The organism is Micromonospora violae, from assembly GCF_004217135.1.
Taxonomy (GTDB): domain Bacteria; phylum Actinomycetota; class Actinomycetes; order Mycobacteriales; family Micromonosporaceae; genus Micromonospora; species Micromonospora violae.
Genome location: NZ_SHKK01000001.1, coordinates 4255542 through 4275747, shown reverse-complemented (window position 1 = coordinate 4275747; position 20206 = coordinate 4255542). Strand labels below are relative to the sequence as shown.

Genomic DNA, 20206 nt, shown 5'->3' with positions numbered 1-20206 from the left:
GCGGGGACGACCGCCAGCAGCCTCAACGACAGGGAGTCCGCCTCCGATGTACGCGATCGTCAAGACCGGCGGCAAGCAGTACAAGGTCGCCGAAGGCGACGTGATCGAGGTCGAGAAGCTCACCGGTGCCCCCGGTGACGCGGTGAAGCTCACCGCGGTGCTCCTCGTCGACGGTGACGACCTGGTGACCGACGCAGCGAAGCTTGCCGAGGTCGCGGTGTCCGGCGAAATCGCCGCGCACACCAAGGGCCCGAAGATCCGGATCCACAAGTTCAAGAACAAGACCGGCTACCACAAGCGCCAGGGTCACCGCCAGCCGTTGACCCAGGTCAAGGTGACCGGCATCTCCAGCGGGAAGTAGGTCGTCCTCCAATGGCTCACAAAAAGGGTGCGTCTAGCTCGCGTAACGGTCGTGACTCCGCGGCCCAGCGACTCGGCGTGAAGCGCTTCGGTGGTCAGGTCGTCAGCGCCGGTGAGATCATCATCCGGCAGCGTGGCACCAAGTTCCACCCCGGTGACCTGGTCGGCCGTGGCGGCGACGACACGCTGTTCGCGCTGTCCGCCGGTGCGGTCCTGTTCGGCACCAAGCGCGGTCGCAAGACCGTCAGCATCGTTCCGCAGCAGTAGTTCTCTTCGCTCAAGCGGGCCGCGGACCTCAGGGTCCCGGCCCGCTTAGGCTTTTTCGAAGTGCGAGGTCGAACCTCGCTGGAAGGATTGACGCCGTGGCAACGTTCGTTGACCGGGTCGTTCTGCATCTGCAGGCCGGCGATGGCGGGCACGGTTGTGTCTCGATCCACCGCGAGAAGTTCAAGCCCTTCGGTGGGCCGGACGGCGGCAACGGCGGGCATGGGGGCAGCGTGTCCCTGGTGGTCGACCCGCAGGTCACCACGCTGCTCGACTTCCACTTCCACCCGCACGTCAAGGCCGACAACGGCAAGGGCGGCGCCGGCTCGAACCGGGACGGGGCCAACGGCCACAACCTGGTGCTCAAGGTGCCCAACGGCACCGTGGTGCAGACCACCGACGGCACCGTGCTGGCCGACATGGTCGGTGCCGGCACCACCTTCGAGGTCGCCCGTGGCGGGCGTGGCGGGCGCGGTAACGCCTCGCTGGCCAACGCCAAGCGCAAGGCGCCCGGCTTCGCCGAGCTGGGGGAGCCCGGCGACCAGCTGGACATCGTGCTGGAGCTGAAGAGCGTCGCCGATGTGGGCCTGGTGGGCTTCCCGTCCGCCGGCAAGTCGTCGCTGATCTCGGTGATCTCCGCCGCGAAGCCGAAGATCGCCGACTACCCGTTCACCACCCTGGTGCCCAACCTCGGTGTGGTCCGGCTGGACAACCACACCTTCACCGTCGCGGACGTGCCGGGCCTGATCCCCGGCGCGGCCACCGGCAAGGGGCTGGGCCTGGAGTTCCTGCGGCACATCGAGCGCTGCGCGGTGCTGGTGCATGTCATCGACTCGGCGACCCTGGAGCCGGGCCGTGACCCGGTGGCCGACATCGACGCCATCGAGGCCGAGCTGAGCCAGTACGGCGGTCTGGCCGAGCGGCCACGGCTGGTCGCCGTCAACAAGGTTGACGTGCCGGACGGCCGTGACCTCGCCGAGATCGTGCGCCCTGACCTGGAGGAGCGCGGTTACCGGGTGTTCGAGGTTTCCGCGGCCACCCGGGAAGGGCTCAAAGAGCTGACCTACGCGATGGCCGAGCTGGTCGAGGCGGAGCGTAAGGCCGCCCCGCCCGCCGAGCCGACCCGGATCGTCATCCGCCCGACGGCGGTGGACGACGCCGGTTTCACCATCACGGCCGAGGCGGACGGCTCGTTCACCGTCAAGGGTGTCCGGCCGGAGCGCTGGGTCAAGCAGACCAACTTCGACAACGACGAGGCGGTCGGCTTCCTGGCTGACCGGCTGGCCCGGCTCGGGGTGGAGGACAAGCTGGCCAAGGCCGGCGCGCAGCCCGGTGACCTGGTCCGGATCGGTGTGCGCGAGTTCGACTGGCAGCCGACGCTCTACGCCGGCGTGGAATTCGTCCCCGGCAACCGGGGCACCGACGTCCGCCTGGAGGAGAAGTCGAACCGGGCCTCCGCCGCGGATCGGCTCGCCGCCCGGAAGGCCCGCCGGGTGCGGTCGGCGGACGAGGTGGGCGCGGACGCGTCCGACGACCTCGACGACGACATCGCCGACGAGGACGACGCCGAGTAGTTCGGTGCGCTCCGCGACGGGGTTGATTGCCGTCAACCTTCGCGAAAGGTACGCCTCTTAGCGTGGGCTGATGCTGATCGAGTCCCGGCCTGTCATCGATCCGGAGATCGCCGCCCTGGTCACCGCGCAGCAGCGTGAGCTGCGCGAGGCCGATGGTGGTTTGGGCGACGTCCGCTACCTGGCGGTGGTGGTGAACGGTCGGGCGGTCGCCTGCGGCGGGCTCCGGGCGCTCGATGCCGACACCGGTGAGATCAAGCAGATGTACGTCCGGCCCGCGTACCGGGGGCGGGGGATCGGTCGTCAGCTGCTCGCCGCGCTGGAGGAGTGCGCGTTCCGGCAGGGCTACTCGGTGGTCTGTCTGGAGACGGGCAGCTACCTGCCGGCCGCGATCGCCCTCTACACCTCGTGCGGCTATGAGCGGATCCCGGTCTACGGCGAGTACGTGGACAACCCGTACAGCGTCTGTTTCGCCAGGCGTCTGCCGGTCGCGGCCTGACGGTCGTCGCCGCTGCCGTACCGCCGTCTCAGGCGCCGGTGCTGGCGTGCGCCAGGGTCACCGGCTTCGACTCCGGCGAGCCGTGTTGGCGCAGGACGATGCTCAGCAGGATCAGCGCGCCGACCGCGAGGAACTCGCTCTGCCAGTTCTGCATGGACTGGAACCAGAAGTCGCTGGTGCCGAGGAAGTCCCACACCCCGATCGGCGGAGCGCCGCTCTGTAGCGCCTGCTCCTGGTTGTACGCGGCGGTGCCGCCGAGCAGGTGGCCGACGAACGAGCCGGCGAAGATCAGCAGCAGCGCGAGGGAGAGGCTGTTCCGGTAGATCACCAACGGCAGGCCGCCGGTGCGTACCGGCCAGGGTGACCGCGGGGTGGCCCGCCGCTCGTCGTCCTCGGGCCGGTCGGTCTGGTCCGCCGGTTTCGACTCGGCCGAGCCCCGCTGCACCAGGTACGCGGTGAGCAGCACGTACCCGCCCATCTGGAGGAACTCCGACTCCCAGTTCTCGAAGACCGCCTCGACGAAGTGCCCACTGGTCAGGTACGCCGGCCAGCTCAGCGGCGCGGCCCCGAACTCGGTCAGCTCCTCGTTGTGGGTCTGCCAACCGAAGACGCTCTGCAACACGAGGAAGACCAGGAACGCGCCGAGCATGGCGATGGCCAGGGCGTTGTTGCGTAGCCAACGAGGCATGGGGTACCTCCTTCGCCTGTCGATTACCCCTGCGGGCACGACCGCGAAACCCCGAAAGCTCCAGCTCAGTGCCTTTTGGCGGGGTTGTCCAGGCGTCCGCCGGTGCCCGCCTCGTTCGACAGCAGCAGTCCCAGCGCGAGCATCCCGAAGCCGAGCGCCAGGTGCAGCCAGTTGTCGGCGTCGTTGACCGGCAGGATGTTCGCCCCGCCGTCGGGGTTGACCGCCTCGATCACCAGGCCGTACAGCCAGAGAGCGAGGTAGATCGCGCCGCCGGCGGCCAGGAACACCCGGGCGCCGGCGACAGTGCGGGCCATCACCAGGCCGACCAGGCCGAAGAGGAGGTGCACCGCGTTGTGCAGGATCGACACCTGGAACAGCCCGAGCAACAGCGCTTCCGAATGGTGCCCGCCGAAGCGCAGCTCGCCGTAGTCGGTGGTGATGCCGGGGATGAAGCCGAGGACGCCGATCAACAGGAAGACGCCGGCCACGACCAACGCGGCCAGCTGGACCCGGGGTCGGTGCCCGGCCGGTCGGCCACCCCGCGCGTCTCGTGCCATCGCTGCCCCCTCCGTGGATCTGTCAGCCGCACTGTCCGCAGCGGCGACCTGACGCAGCCCGACGATCCTCCATTTTGAAGTCCATCCGGGGGGCCGCGCAGAGAAATGCACGAAGAGGTATGGACGGCAGAACGCAGGGTAGGTGAATGGTCAGCGGCTGCGGCGACGCGACCGCATCCCCCCAGCACAACCGCGACGACTTTCTGAGCGGAAGGGAAATCATGACTTACGATCTTTCAGCTACCTCCTCCACGTACGGGCAGCAGTCGACCAACGGCGGTGGCGTTCGCGACCAGGCGCGTCAGGTCGGGTCGGAGGCCGCGCAGGCTGGTGGCGCGGTCGCCCAGACCGCCAAGGAGCAGGGCAGCGAGGTCGGCCGTGAGGCGGCCCGGCAGGCCCGCAACCTGTACGGCGAGGCCCGCAGCCAGCTCGCCAGCCAGACCGGTGAGCAGCAGCGCCGGGCCGCCGGTGGGCTGCGTTCGCTGGCCGACGAGATGCGTTCGATGGCCGAGCAGGGTGGCCAGGCCGGCCCGGTGACCGAGCTGGCCCGCCAGGCCGCCGACCGGGTGCACGGCGTCGCTGGTTGGCTTGAGCAGCGCGAGCCTGGCGACCTGATCACCGAGGTACGCGACTACGCGCGGCGTAACCCGGGCACCTTCCTGGTCGGCGCGGCGGTCCTCGGTGTGCTGGCCGGCCGGTTGACCCGTGGCATCTCGGCCGGTGGTGACGACTCCGGCAACGGTTCCTCGACCTACCGGGGTGCCGGGGCGTACGACCCGGAGCAGACCGCCGTGATCCCGACGCCCCCGCCGGCGCCCCGCGCGGTGCCGGACGCCGTCCCGTCGGCCGGCTACCTCGACCCGACCCCCGGCGCCTACGCCGACCCGGCCTCTGGCGGTTTCGCCGAGCCCAGCCGGGGCGACAACCCGGAGCACTCCGGCACCGGTCAGCCGCTGCCGCCGGTGACCCAGACCGACCCCCTGCCGGGCGTGCCGTCCAGCGGCAACCCTCGCCCGTGAGCCGCCGTTTCATCCGAAGGGAGACGACGGCATGAACATGCCGACGCAGGGGTCCGGACTGGGCTCCGACTACCACCCCGACGCGGGTGCCCCGCACACGGCGGCGGAGGTGAAGGGCAGTTCGCTGGGTGACCTGATGCGTCAGGTCACCACCGACCTGTCGACGCTGATGCGTCAGGAGGTCGAGCTGGCCAAGGCCGAGATCCGCCAGGAGGGGAAGAAGGCCGGCAAGGCCGCGGGCCTCTTCGGCGGTGCCGGCTTCGGCGGCTACATGGTGGCGCTCTTCGTGTCCATCGCCGTGTGGCAGTTCCTGGACAACGTCATGGATTCCGGCCTGGCCGCGTTGATCGTGGCCGTGATCTGGGCTGCGGTCGCCGCCGTCCTCTACTCGATGGCCAAGAAGAACGCCCAGCACGTACGCGGGCTCAAGCAGACCAACGACAGCGTGCAGCGGATCCCTGACGCGCTCAAGCCGCATCCGGAGGGAGTCACCCGATGAGCACCGATCCCGATCAGATCCGCCGGGAGATCGAAGCCACCCGTAACAGCCTCAGCTCCGACGTGGATGCGCTGGCGTACAAGGTCAGCCCCAGCCGGATCGTCAACGACCGCAAGCAGCGGGCCCGTTCCGCTCTGCAGAAGGTGAGGGACAAGGTCATGGGAACCGCGTCTGACCTCGGCCACGGCACCGGCCAGGCCGCTCACTCGGTGGGTGACCGCGCCTCGTCGGCGGCCTCCAGCGTCAGCGACGCCGCGCACACGGCGGCGACCACTGTCAGCGACGCGGCGCACAGCGCACCGCAGGTGATCCGGCAGAAGTCCCAGGGCAACCCGCTCGCCGCCGGGCTCATCGCGTTCGGGGTCGGCTGGTTGGCCTCGTCGCTGATCCCGGCCTCCCGCCGCGAGCAGCAGGCCGCCAGCCAGGTGAAGGCCAAGGTCAGCGAGCACAGCGGGGTGGTGAAGGAGAAGTTGGGCGAGGTGGCCAGTGAGCTGCGCGAGCCGGCCCAGCACGCCGCCGATTCGGTGAAGTCCACCGCTCAGGACGCCGTGCACGCGGTCAAGGACGACACCAGGTCCGCCGCCCACGACGTCAAGGACCAGGCGAAGCACCACGCCACTTCCTGACCCCACCCCGCACAGCAGCGCGACAGCTCGCGGCCACCACCCCGGTGCCCGCGAGCTGTCGCGCTCCTATCCCTGGCCCATCCCCGCGATGGTGCGCAGGATCGCGCGGGTCTGCGGGGCAGGGGTCGCCGCGTGACGGATTCGGGTGCCGTTGTAGCGGACGCCGCCCAGCAGGAACCGTCGGCCGACCGCCAGCCAGCTGCAGATGCCCCGTTCCAGCAGCCAGAGCGGGGCGGCCAGGGCCGTGCTCGGTGGGAACACGCGACCTCCGTGTGCGCGGCGGCGACCCGCCTCGGCCAGGACGACGACCCCGGCCGCCGCGCCGAGCAGCAGCCCGGGCCGGCGCGACGCGACCGCCGCCGCCAGCCCCGGCAGCACCGCGAGTGCGGTCACCAGGCGCGCCGGCTGAGCCAGGTCGTCGTACGCCTGACGGACCCTTTGACCGCGGAAGTGCGCGGCCTCCGGAGGTAGCCGGCGGACGTACAGCCAGGCCGGGGCGGCCTCGGTGCCGTGGTGTCGGCGTACGGTGCGGATCAGCTCCAGGTTCTCGAAGAGCACGTCCGGGTCGTACCCGCCCATGGCGAGGAAGGTGCTGCGCCGGACGGCGAGGGTGCCCGGGTAGTCCGCCCCGAACGCCCGGTTGAGCAGCGTGCGACCGGTGTCCCACCAGGCGTGCCAGGGCAACGGGTCGAAGTAGTTCTGCGGTCGTACCAGGTCGGCCCGGCCCAGCAGGCGGTGTACCGCGATCAGTGCGGCCTCGTCGTACCGGACGTCGTCGTCGGCGATCACCACCTGCTCGTGGCCGGCCGCGCGGACGCCGGTGTGTACCCCACGCACCTTGCCGTTGAGCCCGGGCTCACCCGGGTCCGGGGGGAGGTGCCGCGCCAACCCGCGCCACGTCTGCGCGTGCCGTGCGAAGAGGTCCGTAGGCGAGCCGTCGACCACGAGCACCTCGACCCGGTCAGCAAGCCCACGCAGGTAGTCGGTCAGCTCGACCAGGCCGGCGTCGGAGTGCCACCGCAGTGGCAGCACGTACGTCATCGGTAGGCGGATCGGCGACGTGCCGGCGCCCTCGTCTTCGGCGTCCGGCCAGCGGGTGGCGCGCCGGACGTCGCCGGTAGGGCGGAGAGAGGACATGACAACTCCGTGGCGGGACGGGTCAGGCGGTGCGGCGGACGTTGGTGAGGGTCAGACGCAGGGGCGGCAGCGCGGGCATCCGGTGCAGGTCCAGGGCCAGGTTCTGGACCGGCACGTCGTAGCGCATGGTGGTGGTCAGATTGGTGACCGCCCGCTTCATCAGGTCGATGGTGATCCACTCGCCGGCGCAGCGGTGCCCGGCCCAGTGCTCGCCGCCGCCCTGCGGGACCAGCTCGAAGGGGTCCACCTGGCGGTCGGCGAACCGCTCCGGGCGAAACAGCTCCGGTTGCGGCCACAGCGTCGGGTGGTGGTTGGTGCCGTAGAGGTCGAGCAGCACCCGCCACCCCTTCGGAAAGTGGTGGCCCTGCCAGTCGAAGGCCCGGCGGACCCGGGCCGCCGCGATCGGAAAGAACGGGTAGTAGCGGCGTACCTCCTGGACGAAGTGCTCGGTGGCCTCGTCGTCCGCGCGGACCCGTTCCCGCCAGGCCGGGTGGTCGTGCAGAGCGAGCGCGGCGAAGGCGATGTACTGGTCGACGGCGACCACCGGGCGCAACACGTTGAGCAACTCCACCGCCGCGATCCGCCGGGGGAGGAGGTCGCCGCGCCGGTCGCGGTGTTCGGCGATCACGGCCAGGGCGCTGCCGTCCGGCGCTGGAGCGAAACCGACCCGGGTCCGTTCGACGAGGTCGGCGAGCCAGCGTTCGGCGCGGTACCGGGCCAGCCGGCCCCGCCAGTGCCGACGGCCGATCACCGCCGGTGCCTCGATCATGGCGTGCAGTTCGACGGCGCGTCGCTCGACCTGCGACGCGGGCAGCGGCACCCCGGCCCACGCGCAGACCACCCGGGTCAGCGACCGCCCCAGCTCGTCGTAGAGCGACACCGGGCCGGCGCCCTCCCAGGCGGTGATCCGGCTCTGCCACTCGTCGTCGAAGAGCTGACCGAGCCGCCGGATCGCGGCCGGCGTCATGATCGACATGAACATGGCCTTGCGGTCGGAGTGCTCCCGCCCGTCCAGCCCCTGCACCCCGCCCCGACCGGTCAGGGTCCGCTGCACCCGCAGCGGCATCGCGGTGGCCCGTTGGAAGCGGTCGGTGTCGTAGAACAGCTCCGCCGCCGGCCGGCCGCGCAGGCAGATGGTCGGGGCGAGCAGGATCCGGGTCCGGAAGACGTCGCTGCCGTACCGCTCACACCGCTCGCCGATGAACCGGTAGCCGGCGCGGAGCAGCGCGAGCGTGCTGTCCGGGCTGCGGTCCGCCGGCATGCTCGCCATCGAATCTCCTCACGCGCGGGTGCGGCTGGTCACCGTCGACCACCGCGCTTACCCCCGTCGACGCCGCTGAATCCCCCGCCGGCTGGCCCCTCCCAGGGGCGGCGGAACCTGGTTTGCTGCTGGTGGGACGAGCACGGGGAGGGCGGATGCGCGACAACAGAGCGCCGCACTGGCGGCAGCGGCGAGCGGTCGGGGCACTGGGTGGAGGCCGCGACGGGGGCTCACTGATCGGGCCGCCGCGGCGGCCCACCCGTCCGCACCGGTTCTTCACCGTGCACCTGGGCTTCACCGCGCCCGGCCCGGTCGAGGCGCGCGAGCTGGCCGTGGCGTACGCGGAGGCGCTGAGCCTGCTCCGTTCGGAGGTGGCGCTCGGGGCGGCGGCCCTGTCACCGGCGGACGCCTGGCAGCGGGCCGAGCGGCTGTTCTGCGGCGCGGTCGGCCCGGATGGGGAGCGCTGCGTCGACGTGGCCGACCACCCGGGCTTTCACCACGCCCCTGGCCCCGGTGGCCTTGGCTGGGGCGACGGCGATGGCTGACCGCCAGCCCCGGGTGGTCGATCCGGGAGTGCTCCGGCCGGCCCGTCCGGATGGCCGTGCCGGTGTCCCGACCGTGAGCACCGGCACGGCGATCCAGCGCCGACGGGTCGGCGGGCGCGATCAGTCCAGGTCGAACTCGCCGTCCTGCGCGCCGGCCACGAACGCGTCCCACTCGGCCTGGGTGAAGACCAGCACCGGCCCTTCCGGCTCGGCCGAGTTGCGCATCCCGATCAGGTCGTCGACGAAGGCGACCTCGACGGCGCTGTCGGAGGTGTCCCCCTCGGCCCGCTGCCAGACCGCCCGAGAGAGGTCGAAGTCGCCCTTGGGGTGCTGCGCCATGGTTCTTTCCTCCAGTGCCGAGGGTCATATGGTGACCGAGTGCCGATCCCCATCGGGCAGGATAAGCGGATGCCAAGCCTGACCCGTGTAGAGGCGACCGCGCGTGGCGCGGCGATTACTGTCGAGTCCTATGAAGTGGATCTCGACCTGACCGGTGACGGCGACCTGTTCCGCTCCCGCGTCGAGATCCGCTTCCGGGCCACCGCCGGCGCCGCGACCTTCGTCGAGGTCAAGCCCGCCAAACTGCTCGGCGTACGCCTCAACGACCGCGACCTCGATCCCGACCTGCGCACCGACAACCGGCTGCCACTCGACGACCTGGCCGCGGAGAACACGCTCGTCGTCGAGGCCGAGATGGCGTACTCCAACACCGGCGAGGGGATGCACCGCTTCGTCGACCCGACCGACGGCGAGACCTACCTCTACGCCGAGTCGTTCCTCGACAACGCGCAGCGCATCTTCGCCGCGTTCGACCAACCCGACCTCAAGGCCCCGTTCACCCTCTCGGTCACCGCCCCGCCGCAGTGGATCGTCGCCGGCAACGCCGCACTGGCCGCCAACCCGGCCCCCGGGCGCTGGGAGTTCGCCCCGAGCGAGCCCCTGGCCACGTACTTCTTCTCGCTGATCGCCGGGCCGTACCACGTTCGGCGAGCCGAGCACGACGGCATACCGCTGGGCATCTACTGCCGCCGGTCGCTCGCCGCGCACCTGGACGCCGACGCCGAAGAGATCTTCACCATCACCCGGCAGTGCCTGGACCGGTTCCACCAGCTCTTCACCGAGCGCTACCCGTTCGGCAAGTACGACCAGGCGTTCGTGCCCGAGTTCAACGCCGGCGCGATGGAGAACCCGGGCCTGGTCACCTTCCGTGACGACTTCGTGTTCCGGTCGGCGGTCACCGACACGCAGCGCGAGCAGCGGGCCGGCACCATCGCCCACGAGATGGCCCACATGTGGTTCGGTGACCTGGTCACCATGCGCTGGTGGGACGACCTGTGGTTGAACGAGTCCTTCGCGGAATACCTCGGCACCCGCGTCTCCGCCGAGGCGACCCGGTTCGACCAGGCCTGGACCACCTTCGCCATGCGCCGCAAGGCTTGGGGGTACGCCGCCGACCAGCGGCCCTCCACCCACCCGATCGCCCCGCGGGAGGTCGCCGACGCCGAGGAGGGCCTGCTCAACTTCGACGGCATCTCGTACGCCAAGGGGGCCAGCGTGCTGCGGCAGCTGGTCGCGTGGCTCGGCGACGAGGCATTCCTCGCCGGTCTGAACGCGCACTTCGCCGCACACCGCTTCGGCAACGCCACCCTCGCCGACCTGCTGGGCAGCCTCTCCACCAGCAGCGGACGGGACCTGTCCGACTGGGCCGAGCTGTGGTTGCGCCGCCCGCAGGTCAACACGCTGCGGGCCGAGGTCACCGTGGACGCCGACGGGCGCTACACCGAGGTGGCCGTGGTGCAGACCGCGCCCGAGTCGCACCCGGTGCTGCGCCCGCACCGGATCGGCGTGGGTCGCTACTCGACGGACGGCACCGGGCGGCGCGACGAGGTGGACCTCGACCCGAGCGCCGACGGCGGCCGGACCGTGCTCGGTGCGCTGGCGGGCGAGCCGGCGGCCCAGCTGCTCCTGCTCAACGACGGTGACCTCACCTTCGCGAAGGTACGCCTCGACCCGGTGTCGGCGGACGCCGTCCCACTGGTGCTGCCCAAGCTGACCGACCCGCTGGCGAGGGCGGTGCTCTGGCGCGAGGCGTTGGACACGGCGACCGACGGGGAGCGGCCGGTCACCGGCCTGATCGACCTGCTGGTCGCCGCGCTGCCCGCCGAGACCGAGGTGATCATCGCGGAGGACGTGTTGACGCTCAGCCGGTCCCTGGTCGACCGCTACCTCGACCCGCCGACCCGGTCCACGGCGCTGGCCAGAGTCGCGCAGGCGTGTCGGCGGCTGCTCGACGGCGCGCCGGCCGGAGGTTCGTTGCAGCTCGCCGCCGCACGGGGTTGGATCGCCGCGACCACCGACGCGGATCTGCTCGTCGGTTGGCTCGCCGGCCGGGACGTGCCGGCCGGTCTGCAGGTCGACGCGGAGTTGCGCTGGGCGGTGCTGCGCCGGCTGGTGGTGCTGGGCGCCGCCGGTGCGGCAGAGATCGCCCTTGAGGCCGCCGCCGACAACAGCTCCACGGGCGCGGAACGAGCCGCCTACTGCCGGGCGGCCCTGCCCGACCCGGCGGCGAAGCAGGCGACCTGGGACATCATCGTGCGGGACACCGAGCTGTCCAGTCGGCTCCTGGAGGCGGCGGCCGAGGGTTTCTGGCAACCCGAACAGGCCGACCTGACCGCCGCCTACGTCGATCGGTACTTCGCGGAGATGCCGGCCGCCGCGCAGCGGCGTACCCCCTGGACGGCTGACCGGGTGGCGGCCCTGGCGTTCCCCCGCTACGCCGTGGCGCAACCCACCCGGGAGGCGGCCGCGGCGCTGCTGGCCCGCGACGACCTGACTCCCGGCCTGCGTCGGGTGGTGACCGACGCCGACGACGACCTGCGTCGCGCGCTGATCGCCCGGACGGCGGTGGCCGCCGCCTCGGTCTGAACACCGGCCGACGCGCCGGCCACCGGCGCGGGTTGACCGACGCGGGGTGGCCGGCACGCGGGTGACCCGTCGCGGGGTGGCTGACCGGCCACCCCGCGACCACAGCTCAGCGCAGGGCGGGTTCCGCCGTGACCGGCTCGTCCCAGTCGATGACGTAGCGCTGCTCGTGCGCGACGGTCTTCTCCGGGTCCAGCACCGTGCGCACCATCAGCGGCATCAGCAACGGCATCAGCGTCCGCGCGACCGCACCGGGCGCCTTGGCGTGGTTGATCCGGGCCGCGCGGGCCGCCACCTTCTCCACCCGGGTACGACGTAACCGCACGTACGCGGCGAACGCCGTCTGGACGTCCGGCAGGTCGCGCAGACACCGGGCGAGCTGCACCGCGCTCTCGATCGCCAGTGACGCGCCCTGCCCCGAACTGTTCGACGGCGCGTGCGCCGCATCGCCGACCAGCACCATCCGGCCCCGGTACCAGTGCGGCACGGGCGGCATGATCTGCAACGACCCGACCACCTGGAGGTCGTCGGCGGTGCTGGTCAGGATCAGCTCCCGACCCGGGTCGTCGTCGCCGTAGCTGGCGCGCAGCGTGTCCAGCCACTGCTCCGCCGGCACCGCCCGGGCCTCGACGAGGCTCATCGGCCGCTGCTGTGGCAGGTTGGCCCCCCACCGGGTGCCGCCACCGGGCTCCGGCCAGTACAGGTAGTAGCCGCGTCGCCCGAACGCGAACGTCATCGTTCCCGGCTCGGCGTCCACCTCGTGCCGGGCCACCGCCTCGAAGCCGAGGAGCCCGGTGAACCGGGGGCCGGGCGCGGCCGGGTCGATGAGACCCCGCACCGTGGAGCGGATCCCGTCCGCGCCGACGAGGATGTCAGCGGTCGCGGTGCTCCCGTCCTCGAAACGTGCCAGCACGCCGTCGCCGGTCTCCTCGACGTCGACCAGCCGCTTGCCGTACACGTACGGCACTCCCACAGCGGATGCCTGGTCGTGCAGCACCCGGTGCAGCGCGGCCCGGTGCACCACGTGCAGCGGCGGCACCCCGGTCAGCGTGGGCAGGTCGATGCGGCGGCGGCCGACGGCCAGGGCGTTGCGGTCGATCGGTGTCGCGATCGCCGTCACCGCCTGGTGGACGCCGACCGTACGCAGAGCCGCCACACCGTTGGGCGCGAGGGCGAGGGTGCCGCCGATGCCGTTGGCCGTGCTGGGGTACGCCTCGTAGACGGTTGCGGTGATGCCGGCGCGGCGCAGCGCGAGCGCTGTCACCGGCCCGGCGATGCCACCGCCGATGACGATCGCGGTTCGTACCGTGGTCATGCTCTCTCCCTGGGTGTGGTCGGTGCGCGGCGGCGCGGACCTGGTGTGGTCGGTGCGCGGTCGCGCGGACCTGGGAGGAAGCCCGGTTATCCTCGTGCTTGCCGCTTCGGGCCGGGTGCCTTCCCAGGCGTCGGTTCGGGGTCAAGGCCCCGGTGAGGTGTTGGCGCACCTCGCCGGGGCCGCTCTTCAGCCGGTGGTGTCAGCCCTCCGGTCGCTTGTGGTGTCGGCGCCGGCCTTCGGGGTGCTGGTTCTCGCGGCCAACTCGGTCAACTCGGCCGGCATCTCGCCGGTCTCGTGGAACGCCCGCCAGGTGTCCAAGCCGGGGTAGCTCCCCGACGTCAGCTCCGCGAGCAGCGCCCGTAGCCAGGCCGCCTCCGCGTCCCGGATGGCGAGGTCGTACTCCGACTCCACCAGGAACAGTCGCGGAATCTCCCGCAGGTGCGCGTCGAGGGTTTCGCGGTCCCGGCGGATCGCGCCCTCCAGCAGGTCGAGCCGTTGCCGCAACAGATCGGTGGCCTCGTCCGGGTGCAGTGCGGCGAGCACCGACAACCCGGCCCGGAAACGGGGGTGCTCCGCCATCGGCGTGGAGACCAGCTCGCGAGCCCAGTCGACCAGCTCCGCCCGCCCCGCGTCGGTGATCCGGTAGACGGTGCGTTCCGGCCGTCGGCCCTCGCGCATGCTCTGCACCGCCTCGATCAGGTGGTGTTTGTCCAGGTTGCCGATAACTGTGTAGAAGGACCCCCACTTGAACTCCATGTCCTGGTCCTTGCCCCAGGCATGCAGTGCGGTGGCGATCTCGTACGGGTGCATCGGCCGTTGGACCAGTGCGGACAACACAGCCAGCGCCAACAGGTTGCCGACCTTGCGCCGCTTCGGCACGATGCCCCCTCCGCTCGTTGACGGTTACTCGTCGACGAATATACGCCGACGGGCGAGGGTATCGCGACCCCTATCGCCTCCTCTGCCGCCCGCGTGACGTGCCGCGCCGTGCGCGTCGGGCCCGGTGATCGACTCGGGTTTCAGGAAATCGGGGTGTCCTGGTCTCCGGGATGGGCCGGTTTTCAGGAAGCCGAGTCGATCACCCCGGCCCGCCGCAAGAGGTCGACTCGACGACCGCGTCGGGCCGGGCAGGACGGCGGTGCCGGGCCACGGCGGTCGGCCAGGACGCTCGGCCTACGATCACGGGGTGGAGGAAGATATCCGGCGGATCGGGATCATGGGTGGCACCTTCGACCCGATCCACCACGGGCACCTCGTCGCGGCCAGCGAGGTGGCGGACCGGTTCGGTCTGGACGAGGTGGTCTTCGTCCCCACCGGGCAGCCGTGGCAGAAGGCTGACGAGCCGGTCAGCCCGGCCGAGGACCGGTACCTGATGACCGTGATCGCCACCGCCTCCAACCCTCGTTTCCAGGTCAGCCGGGTCGACATCGACCGTACGGGGCCGACGTACACGGTCGACACCCTGCGCGACCTTCAGGCTGAGTACGGCCCGAAGGTGCAGTTGTTCTTCATCACCGGCGCGGACGCCCTGCAACGCATCCTGTCGTGGAAGGACCTGGACGAGATCTTCGAGTTGGCCCACTTCATCGGCGTGACCCGGCCCGGTTTCCCGCTGACTGACAAGCACCTTCCGGCGGACACCGTCAGCCTGATCCAGGTGCCCGCGATGTCCATCTCGTCGACCGACTGTCGCGCCCGGGTCGCCCGAGGGGAGCCGGTCTGGTATCTGGTGCCGGACGGTGTGGTGCAGTACATCGCCAAGCGGAGCCTCTATCAACGCTGAATGCATCCGTTATGCCCAGGTTTATGCCTCTAACCGAGCAGAACTGGACGATCGGGGTGCCGCCGGGTATGAGACGCTTGGAGGATCGCACGCTTGATCGAAGGAGAACGGTGACAGTTTCCGAACGCGCTCACGAGCTGGCCATCGCGGCTGCCCAGGCCGCCGCCGACAAGAAGGCGCAGGACATCGCGATCATCGACGTCGGCGACCAGCTCGCCATCACCGACGCGTTCGTGCTCGCCGCTGCCCCCAACGAGCGTCAGGTGCTGGCCATCGTCGACGCCATCGAGGAGAGCCTGCTGGAGCTGCCGGAGAAGGCGAAGCCGGTGCGGCGCGAGGGCGAGCGTGGTGGCCGTTGGGTGCTGCTCGACTACGTCGACATCGTGGTGCACGTCCAGCACACCGAGGAGCGCGAGTTCTACGGGCTCGACCGCCTCTGGAAGGACTGCCCCACCATCCCGTTCGTCGATCGCGACCTGGTCGAGGCCGACGCCAGCGGGTCCGCCGCAGCCGAATGACCCGACTGATCGTCTGGCGGCACGGCAACACCGACTGGAACGCCGCCAACCGCGTCCAGGGGCAGCTCGACGTACCCCTCAACGAGCGTGGTCGCGACCAGGCTCGCGCCGCCGCGCCGCTGCTCGCGGCGCTGCGGCCCGACGCCATCGTGGCCAGCGACCTGAGCCGCGCCGCGGAGACCGCCGCTGCGCTCGCCGCGCTGACGGGCCTGCCGGTCCGCACCGACGCCCGGCTGCGCGAGCGGCGCTTCGGCCAGTGGCAGGGTCTGCACCTCACCGAGGTCGCCGAGCGATTTCCCGATGAGTACGCGCGCTGGCGGGCCGGCGACCCCAACCCGGGCGCGGATGTGGAGCCCCTGCACGACCTCGGCGAGCGGGTCGGTGCCGCGCTGCGGGAGGCGGCCGAGGCCGCAGCCGGCGGCACGGTGGTGATCGCCACTCACGGTGGCGCCTCCCGACAGGGCATGGGCCATCTGCTGGGCTGGGACACCGGCGTGCTGCGCTCCGTCGGCTCGCTGGCCAACTGCCACTGGAGTGAGCTACGGCACGACGACCGTGCGCCGGCCATCGGGCGTCCGCAGGACGTCAGTGGCTGGCAGTTGCGGGCGCACAACGTCGGCCTGATCACCGCCCCGGTCGCCGTCGACGCGGTCTGAGCACTCGCGCCTCGGCGTTCACGGCCTCAATCGGCTAGCGTGCCGGGCATGCCCGTCGCGGTTGTCATCGACTCCACCGCCTACCTTCCGCCTGACCTGGTGCAGGCGCACCGGCTGACCGTCGTGCCGTTGACCGTCGTGCTCAACGGCGCGGAAGGGCTGGAGGGGGTGGAGACCCAGCCGGCCGACGCGACCCTGGCACTGAGCGCCCGCCGGGTCACGGCGACCACCTCCCGCCCGGCGCCCGAGCAGTTCGCCCGGACGTACCGCCGACTGCTCGACGCCGGCGCCGACGGGATCGTCTCGGTGCACATCTCCGCCGCGCTGTCCGGCACCGTGGAGGCCGCCCGGCTCGCCGCCGCCGACCTGGACGGCCGGGTCGAGGTCGTGGACAGCCGCTCCGCGGGGATGGGGCTGGGCTTCCCGGCCATCGCCGCCGCCACCGCCGCTGAAGCCGGTGCCGACCTTGTCGGGGTACGCGGCGCGGCGCTCGCCGCCATCGACCGCACCACCGTCTGGTTCTACGTCGACACGCTGGAGTTCCTCCGCCGGGGCGGCCGGATCAACGCGGCCGAGGCGTTGGTCGGCACCGCGCTGTCCGTCAAGCCGATCATGCACATGCCGGGCGGGACGATCGTGCTGCGCGAGAAGGTCCGCACCGCCAGTAGGGGAGTGGCCCGTCTCGTGGAGCTGGCCGTGGAGGCGGCCGGCGACGACGACGTGGATCTCGGGGTGCACCACCTGGCCGCACCACAACGGGCCGAGGCGTTGCGCGCCGCGCTGACCGAGCGGTTCGGCGACCGGCTGCACGACACGTACGTCTCCGAGGCGGGCGCCGTCGTCGCCGCGCACGCGGGACCGGGCCTGGCCTGCGTGGTCGTTCACCGCCGACCGGAGGGCTGAGCCGTGCCCACGTCGTGCGTGGTGACCGGAGGCGGTCGCGGTGTCGGCCGTGCGGTGGTGGAACGACTGCTGGCGACGGGCGCCACCATCGTCGTCCTGGAACGCGACGCCGACGCGGTCGACTGGTTGGCGGGCCACCCGGCCGCCGATCGGCTCGTCGCGGTGGTCGGCGACGCCGCCGACGAGCAGGTGGCGGAGCGCGCCGCGGAGTTGGCGGATCGCGCCGCGCCGTTGAGCGGCTGGGTGAACAACGCAGCGGTGTTCCGCGATGCCGCGCTGCACTCCACGTCGGCCGACACGGTGCTGGACCTGATCGGGCTGAATCTGCGCCCAGCCGTGGTGGGCGCGGCGGTCGCCGTCCGCCGCTTCCTGGCCCGCGCCGCCGGTGGCGCAATCGTCAACGTCTCGTCGCACCAGGCCCGTCGGCCGGTGTCCGGTGCCCTGCCGTACGCGACAGCGAAGGCCGCCGTGGAAGGGCTGACCCGGGCGCTGGCCGTCGAGTACGGCAGGTACGGCATCCGCGCCAACGCGGTCGCGCTCGGCTCGATTGCCACCGAGCGGCACACCGACTTCCTCGCCACGCAGGAGCCCAGCCAGGCGCAGTGGATCGACGCCGAGCTGACCCGGCTACACCCGGTGGGCCGGATCGGGCGGGTCGACGAGGTGGCCGAGGCGGTCGCGTACCTGCTGTCGCCCGCGGCGAGCTTCGTCAACGGAGTGACGTTGCCGGTGGACGGCGGACGGGCCGTGCTCGGCCTCGACCCCGAGGCCCGCTGACCGTTCTCCGAGCCCCGGATCTCAGCTGTCGGCGACGAAGACGCCCTGGCCCTGTTGACCGTAAATCAGGTTCCGCTCGTGCAGCTCCTTGACGGCCCGATAGGCCGTGGAGCGCGCCACGTTGTACAGCTCGCCTATCTCGGACACCGACGGCAATTGTTGGCCAGGCGAGTATTCGCCCGAGCGGATCTTCTGCTCGATGTCATCCGCCACGCGGCGGTAGTGCGGTGGTCTCGTCGGCATGAGCGGCTCTCCCGGACTTCAGCGGAGATCATGTTTCCAGCCCGGACGTGGTCGAGACAAGGTGACAACGCAGCAAAGTGGAGACAGTGAGAACTTGACTACACTGAGACAGTGGATACAGTGAGATAGTGACCGGGTGCTCCCGGACTTCAGCACTCCTGAGGTATCCGGTCCGCCCGCCCTGAGGGAGTTCGTCACAAGGCTTCGACCCCCAGGGCGGGCTACCTCGGATCGCGTGGAGGCGTGGAACATGCCAATCGATGAACCGGTATCCGCGGCGACCGAACTGTTCATAGCTAACCGCGTACTCGATGTTCACTGGACCCGGGCGCTCGACCGGCCGTGGCGGGCGGGCGGGTGCCTGGAGTGCCGGGGACACGACGACTGTCGACAGCTCGACAGCTCGACTGGGCGTTGGCGCTTCTGGCAGAAGTCGCATCCGTCATGCTTCAAAAACGGTGAACAAGCGGCTCGGTCGGCTGTGTTAGCCTCCGTGCGCGCCCCAGATGGGCCTACCCCCCCGGAGGTTCTGGCTACTTCAGCCACTACGCCGAGATCGATGCGACTCACGCGTCTCTCGGGCGGGATCCGGGGGCGTCGGTGCCTTCGGGGCTTCGTCATCTGGGTGGCTGGGTGAGCACTGTGGCCTCCGGCCGGGTCTTCGGATCGACCGGGAAGACGACGGTACGCATGACAGTCACGTTCAACCACACCATCATCGCCAGCAAGGACAAGAGCGCCTCGGCGGCGTTCTACCGGGAACTGTTCGAGCTGCCGGAGGCGCCTGCGTGGGGGCCGTTCGTCAACGTCCAGTTGGACGAGGGCGTGCTGCTCCAGTTCGCCGAGCCGCCGGTGGATATCCAGATGCAGCACTACGCGTTCCTCGTCGACGACGAGTTGTTCGTACGGTGCCTGGCGTTCGTGCAGCGGCGTGGCATCACGTACTGGGCCGATCCCCAGCTCCAGCGGGAGGGGGAGACCAACACCGAGCACGGTGGACGGGGTTTCTACTTCTTCGACCCCGCCGGCCACGCCATCGAGATCATCACCCGGCCGTACCTGTAGCTGCTCGTCCAGGACGGTGTCGGCTCTGGTGGTGTGTCCGCCGGAGCCGACACGGTCCGGCCGTTGCCTGCCGGTCCTACCCTGCCGCCATGAGGACCCGTGGTCGTCGTCGTTTCATCAACCGACTGGGCGCGTGGTATCTGCTGGTGTTCACCCTCACCGGTGCGATCGGTGCCCTGGCCGCAACAACCCGGATCCGCGCCGACGAGGTGGTCGTGCCGGGCACCGTGGTGTGGTGCGCCGCCCTGGTGGTGGCTGGTCTGGTGGCCTCGCCGCCACCCCGGATGATCATGCTGTCGGTGGCCTGGCTGCTCAGCTCCCTCCTCATGTTCGTGGCCGCCGGGTCGCTGTGGGCGGCAGTGCTCACGCTTCGCGGTGAACGGGTCGTGGCGACCGTGATCGATGTGCGGGACGGCAGCGAGGAGGGTCGTCACCTCTACTACACACTCGCCGACCAGTACGACCGGCGCATTCCCGGTGAACTGGGAATGTGGCCGGGGAGCAGCATCGGCGCGTCGAACAACCCGGAAGGCACGGTGGGGCAACGCGTCGTCGTGGTGCGGGACCCTGAGGGCCTGGTCGACCCGCGCTCGCCCGAGGAGGTCGCCACCGGTCCGGGCAACTTCGCCCTCCTGCCGGTCGTCTTCGTCGTTCTCGCCGTGCTCTGCATGCTGGCCGGGCGGCCCCGGCCCGAGGATGACACCCCGCAGCCGGTCGGCCAGCCCTATGCCACCGACCCGCAGCCCACCTGGGGAAGCGCCGTCAAACGGCAGGCTCGCGGTGTTCGTGGGCTGACGGGGTTGCCCGGCGGACGGTCAGGCGTGCCCGGGCGGGTCCACGCAGGATTCGGATATGCCGGTTTTCCCAGGTCACATCGCGCTCGGCTCCGCGCCTAGCAGATTCGAGCATGATCAGGGCGTTGTCCACAGTGGTGACGACTGTCCACAGGGCGAGGCGTTCACCCTCCACCGCCCCGGCCGCCGCCATAGCGTCGCGCT

Annotated in this window: 24 protein-coding genes; 16 read left to right on the top strand and 8 right to left on the bottom strand. The window is 71.0% G+C overall.

Annotated features, from left to right (window positions below):
- Positions 1-46: 46 nt before the first annotated feature.
- From rplU to EV382_RS18885, 4 genes are all read left to right on the top strand, one after another.
- A complete protein-coding gene (gene rplU / locus EV382_RS18900; protein ID WP_007464063.1) occupies positions 47-361 on the top strand; it encodes a 50S ribosomal protein L21 in 315 nt (104 codons plus the stop codon).
- 11 nt (positions 362-372) lie between these two features.
- Positions 373-627 carry a 50S ribosomal protein L27 gene (rpmA, locus tag EV382_RS18895; RefSeq protein WP_007464062.1) on the top strand — a complete coding sequence of 85 codons (255 nt, stop codon included), beginning with the start codon at positions 373-375 and terminating at the stop codon, positions 625-627.
- A 95-nt stretch (positions 628-722) separates the two neighbouring features.
- On the top strand, positions 723-2198 hold the full coding sequence (gene obgE / locus EV382_RS18890; protein ID WP_130403743.1) for a GTPase ObgE: 1476 nt from the start codon (positions 723-725) through the stop codon (positions 2196-2198).
- 70 nt (positions 2199-2268) lie between these two features.
- Positions 2269-2694: a GNAT family N-acetyltransferase gene (locus EV382_RS18885; protein ID WP_130403741.1), complete on the top strand. Its 426-nt coding sequence runs from the start codon at positions 2269-2271 to the stop codon at positions 2692-2694.
- 28 nt (positions 2695-2722) lie between these two features.
- On the opposite strand, the gene EV382_RS18880 is transcribed toward EV382_RS18885, so the two are convergent.
- Together EV382_RS18880 and EV382_RS18875 are read right to left on the bottom strand one after the other, a co-directional pair.
- Positions 2723-3382: a DUF6766 family protein gene (locus EV382_RS18880; RefSeq protein WP_130403739.1), complete on the bottom strand. Its 660-nt coding sequence runs from the start codon at positions 3380-3382 to the stop codon at positions 2723-2725.
- A 65-nt stretch (positions 3383-3447) separates the two neighbouring features.
- Complete coding sequence (locus tag EV382_RS18875; protein WP_130403737.1) at positions 3448-3939, bottom strand: DUF4383 domain-containing protein; 492 nt, start codon at positions 3937-3939, stop codon at positions 3448-3450.
- Positions 3940-4160: 221 nt separating this feature from the next.
- On the opposite strand from EV382_RS18875, the gene EV382_RS18870 reads away from it, so the two are divergent.
- The 3 genes from EV382_RS18870 to EV382_RS18860 are packed head-to-tail and all read left to right on the top strand — an operon-like array spanning position 4161 to position 6083.
- Complete coding sequence (locus tag EV382_RS18870; protein ID WP_130403735.1) at positions 4161-4958, top strand: hypothetical protein; 798 nt, start codon at positions 4161-4163, stop codon at positions 4956-4958.
- Between the two features lie 31 nt (positions 4959-4989).
- On the top strand, positions 4990-5457 hold the full coding sequence (locus tag EV382_RS18865; RefSeq protein ID WP_130403733.1) for a phage holin family protein: 468 nt from the start codon (positions 4990-4992) through the stop codon (positions 5455-5457).
- A complete protein-coding gene (locus tag EV382_RS18860) occupies positions 5454-6083 on the top strand; it encodes a DUF3618 domain-containing protein (protein ID WP_130403731.1) in 630 nt (209 codons plus the stop codon). Before EV382_RS18865 ends, EV382_RS18860 begins: the two co-directional genes overlap by 4 nt.
- 66 nt (positions 6084-6149) lie before the next feature.
- Here the strand turns inward: EV382_RS18860 and EV382_RS18855 are convergent, their stop codons facing one another.
- Complete coding sequence (locus EV382_RS18855; RefSeq protein WP_130403729.1) at positions 6150-7220, bottom strand: glycosyltransferase family 2 protein; 1071 nt, start codon at positions 7218-7220, stop codon at positions 6150-6152.
- 22 nt (positions 7221-7242) lie between these two features.
- Positions 7243-8490, bottom strand: a complete 1248-nt coding sequence (locus tag EV382_RS18850) for a cytochrome P450 (protein WP_130403727.1) — start codon at positions 8488-8490, stop codon at positions 7243-7245.
- 146 nt (positions 8491-8636) lie between these two features.
- On the opposite strand from EV382_RS18850, the gene EV382_RS18845 reads away from it, so the two are divergent.
- On the top strand, positions 8637-9026 hold the full coding sequence (locus tag EV382_RS18845) for a hypothetical protein (RefSeq protein WP_130403725.1): 390 nt from the start codon (positions 8637-8639) through the stop codon (positions 9024-9026).
- 120 nt (positions 9027-9146) lie between these two features.
- Here the strand turns inward: EV382_RS18845 and EV382_RS18840 are convergent, their stop codons facing one another.
- Positions 9147-9365 carry a DUF397 domain-containing protein gene (locus EV382_RS18840; RefSeq protein WP_030491749.1) on the bottom strand — a complete coding sequence of 73 codons (219 nt, stop codon included), beginning with the start codon at positions 9363-9365 and terminating at the stop codon, positions 9147-9149.
- Positions 9366-9434: 69 nt separating this feature from the next.
- Here EV382_RS18840 and pepN point away from each other — a divergent pair, with 69 nt between their 5' ends.
- Positions 9435-11951, top strand: a complete 2517-nt coding sequence (gene pepN / locus EV382_RS18835) for an aminopeptidase N (RefSeq protein WP_130403723.1) — start codon at positions 9435-9437, stop codon at positions 11949-11951.
- Positions 11952-12057: 106 nt separating this feature from the next.
- Here pepN and EV382_RS18830 read toward each other — a convergent pair whose 3' ends face one another.
- Positions 12058-13263, bottom strand: a complete 1206-nt coding sequence (locus tag EV382_RS18830) for an FAD-dependent monooxygenase (RefSeq protein ID WP_130403721.1) — start codon at positions 13261-13263, stop codon at positions 12058-12060.
- A gap of 186 nt (positions 13264-13449) precedes the next feature.
- Complete coding sequence (locus EV382_RS18825) at positions 13450-14142, bottom strand: PadR family transcriptional regulator (RefSeq protein WP_130403719.1); 693 nt, start codon at positions 14140-14142, stop codon at positions 13450-13452.
- A 307-nt stretch (positions 14143-14449) separates the two neighbouring features.
- On the opposite strand from EV382_RS18825, the gene nadD reads away from it, so the two are divergent.
- The 5 genes from nadD (at position 14450) to EV382_RS18800 (ending at position 17900) form a co-directional block, all read left to right on the top strand.
- Entirely contained in the window at positions 14450-15046 is a 597-nt protein-coding gene (gene nadD, locus EV382_RS18820; protein WP_130403717.1) for a nicotinate-nucleotide adenylyltransferase, read from the top strand.
- A gap of 110 nt (positions 15047-15156) precedes the next feature.
- Positions 15157-15564, top strand: coding sequence for a ribosome silencing factor (rsfS, locus tag EV382_RS18815; RefSeq protein ID WP_130403715.1), 408 nt, complete (start codon positions 15157-15159; stop codon positions 15562-15564).
- A complete protein-coding gene (locus EV382_RS18810; protein ID WP_130403713.1) occupies positions 15561-16220 on the top strand; it encodes a histidine phosphatase family protein in 660 nt (219 codons plus the stop codon). Before rsfS ends, EV382_RS18810 begins: the two co-directional genes overlap by 4 nt.
- Before the next feature lie 48 nt (positions 16221-16268).
- Complete coding sequence (locus EV382_RS18805; RefSeq protein ID WP_130403711.1) at positions 16269-17123, top strand: DegV family protein; 855 nt, start codon at positions 16269-16271, stop codon at positions 17121-17123.
- A 3-nt stretch (positions 17124-17126) separates the two neighbouring features.
- Positions 17127-17900 carry an SDR family NAD(P)-dependent oxidoreductase gene (locus EV382_RS18800; protein WP_130403709.1) on the top strand — a complete coding sequence of 258 codons (774 nt, stop codon included), beginning with the start codon at positions 17127-17129 and terminating at the stop codon, positions 17898-17900.
- Between the two features lie 21 nt (positions 17901-17921).
- Here EV382_RS18800 and EV382_RS18795 read toward each other — a convergent pair whose 3' ends face one another.
- Entirely contained in the window at positions 17922-18113 is a 192-nt protein-coding gene (locus tag EV382_RS18795) for a GntR family transcriptional regulator (RefSeq protein WP_244236754.1), read from the bottom strand.
- A 663-nt stretch (positions 18114-18776) separates the two neighbouring features.
- Between EV382_RS18795 and EV382_RS18790 the strand changes: the two genes are divergently transcribed.
- Together EV382_RS18790 and EV382_RS18785 are read left to right on the top strand one after the other, a co-directional pair.
- Positions 18777-19208, top strand: coding sequence for a VOC family protein (locus EV382_RS18790; protein WP_244236753.1), 432 nt, complete (start codon positions 18777-18779; stop codon positions 19206-19208).
- Between the two features lie 89 nt (positions 19209-19297).
- Positions 19298-20104 (top strand): hypothetical protein, encoded by an 807-nt coding sequence (locus tag EV382_RS18785; RefSeq protein WP_130403707.1) that lies wholly within the window; start codon positions 19298-19300, stop codon positions 20102-20104.
- The last annotated feature ends 102 nt before the right edge of the window (positions 20105-20206 follow it).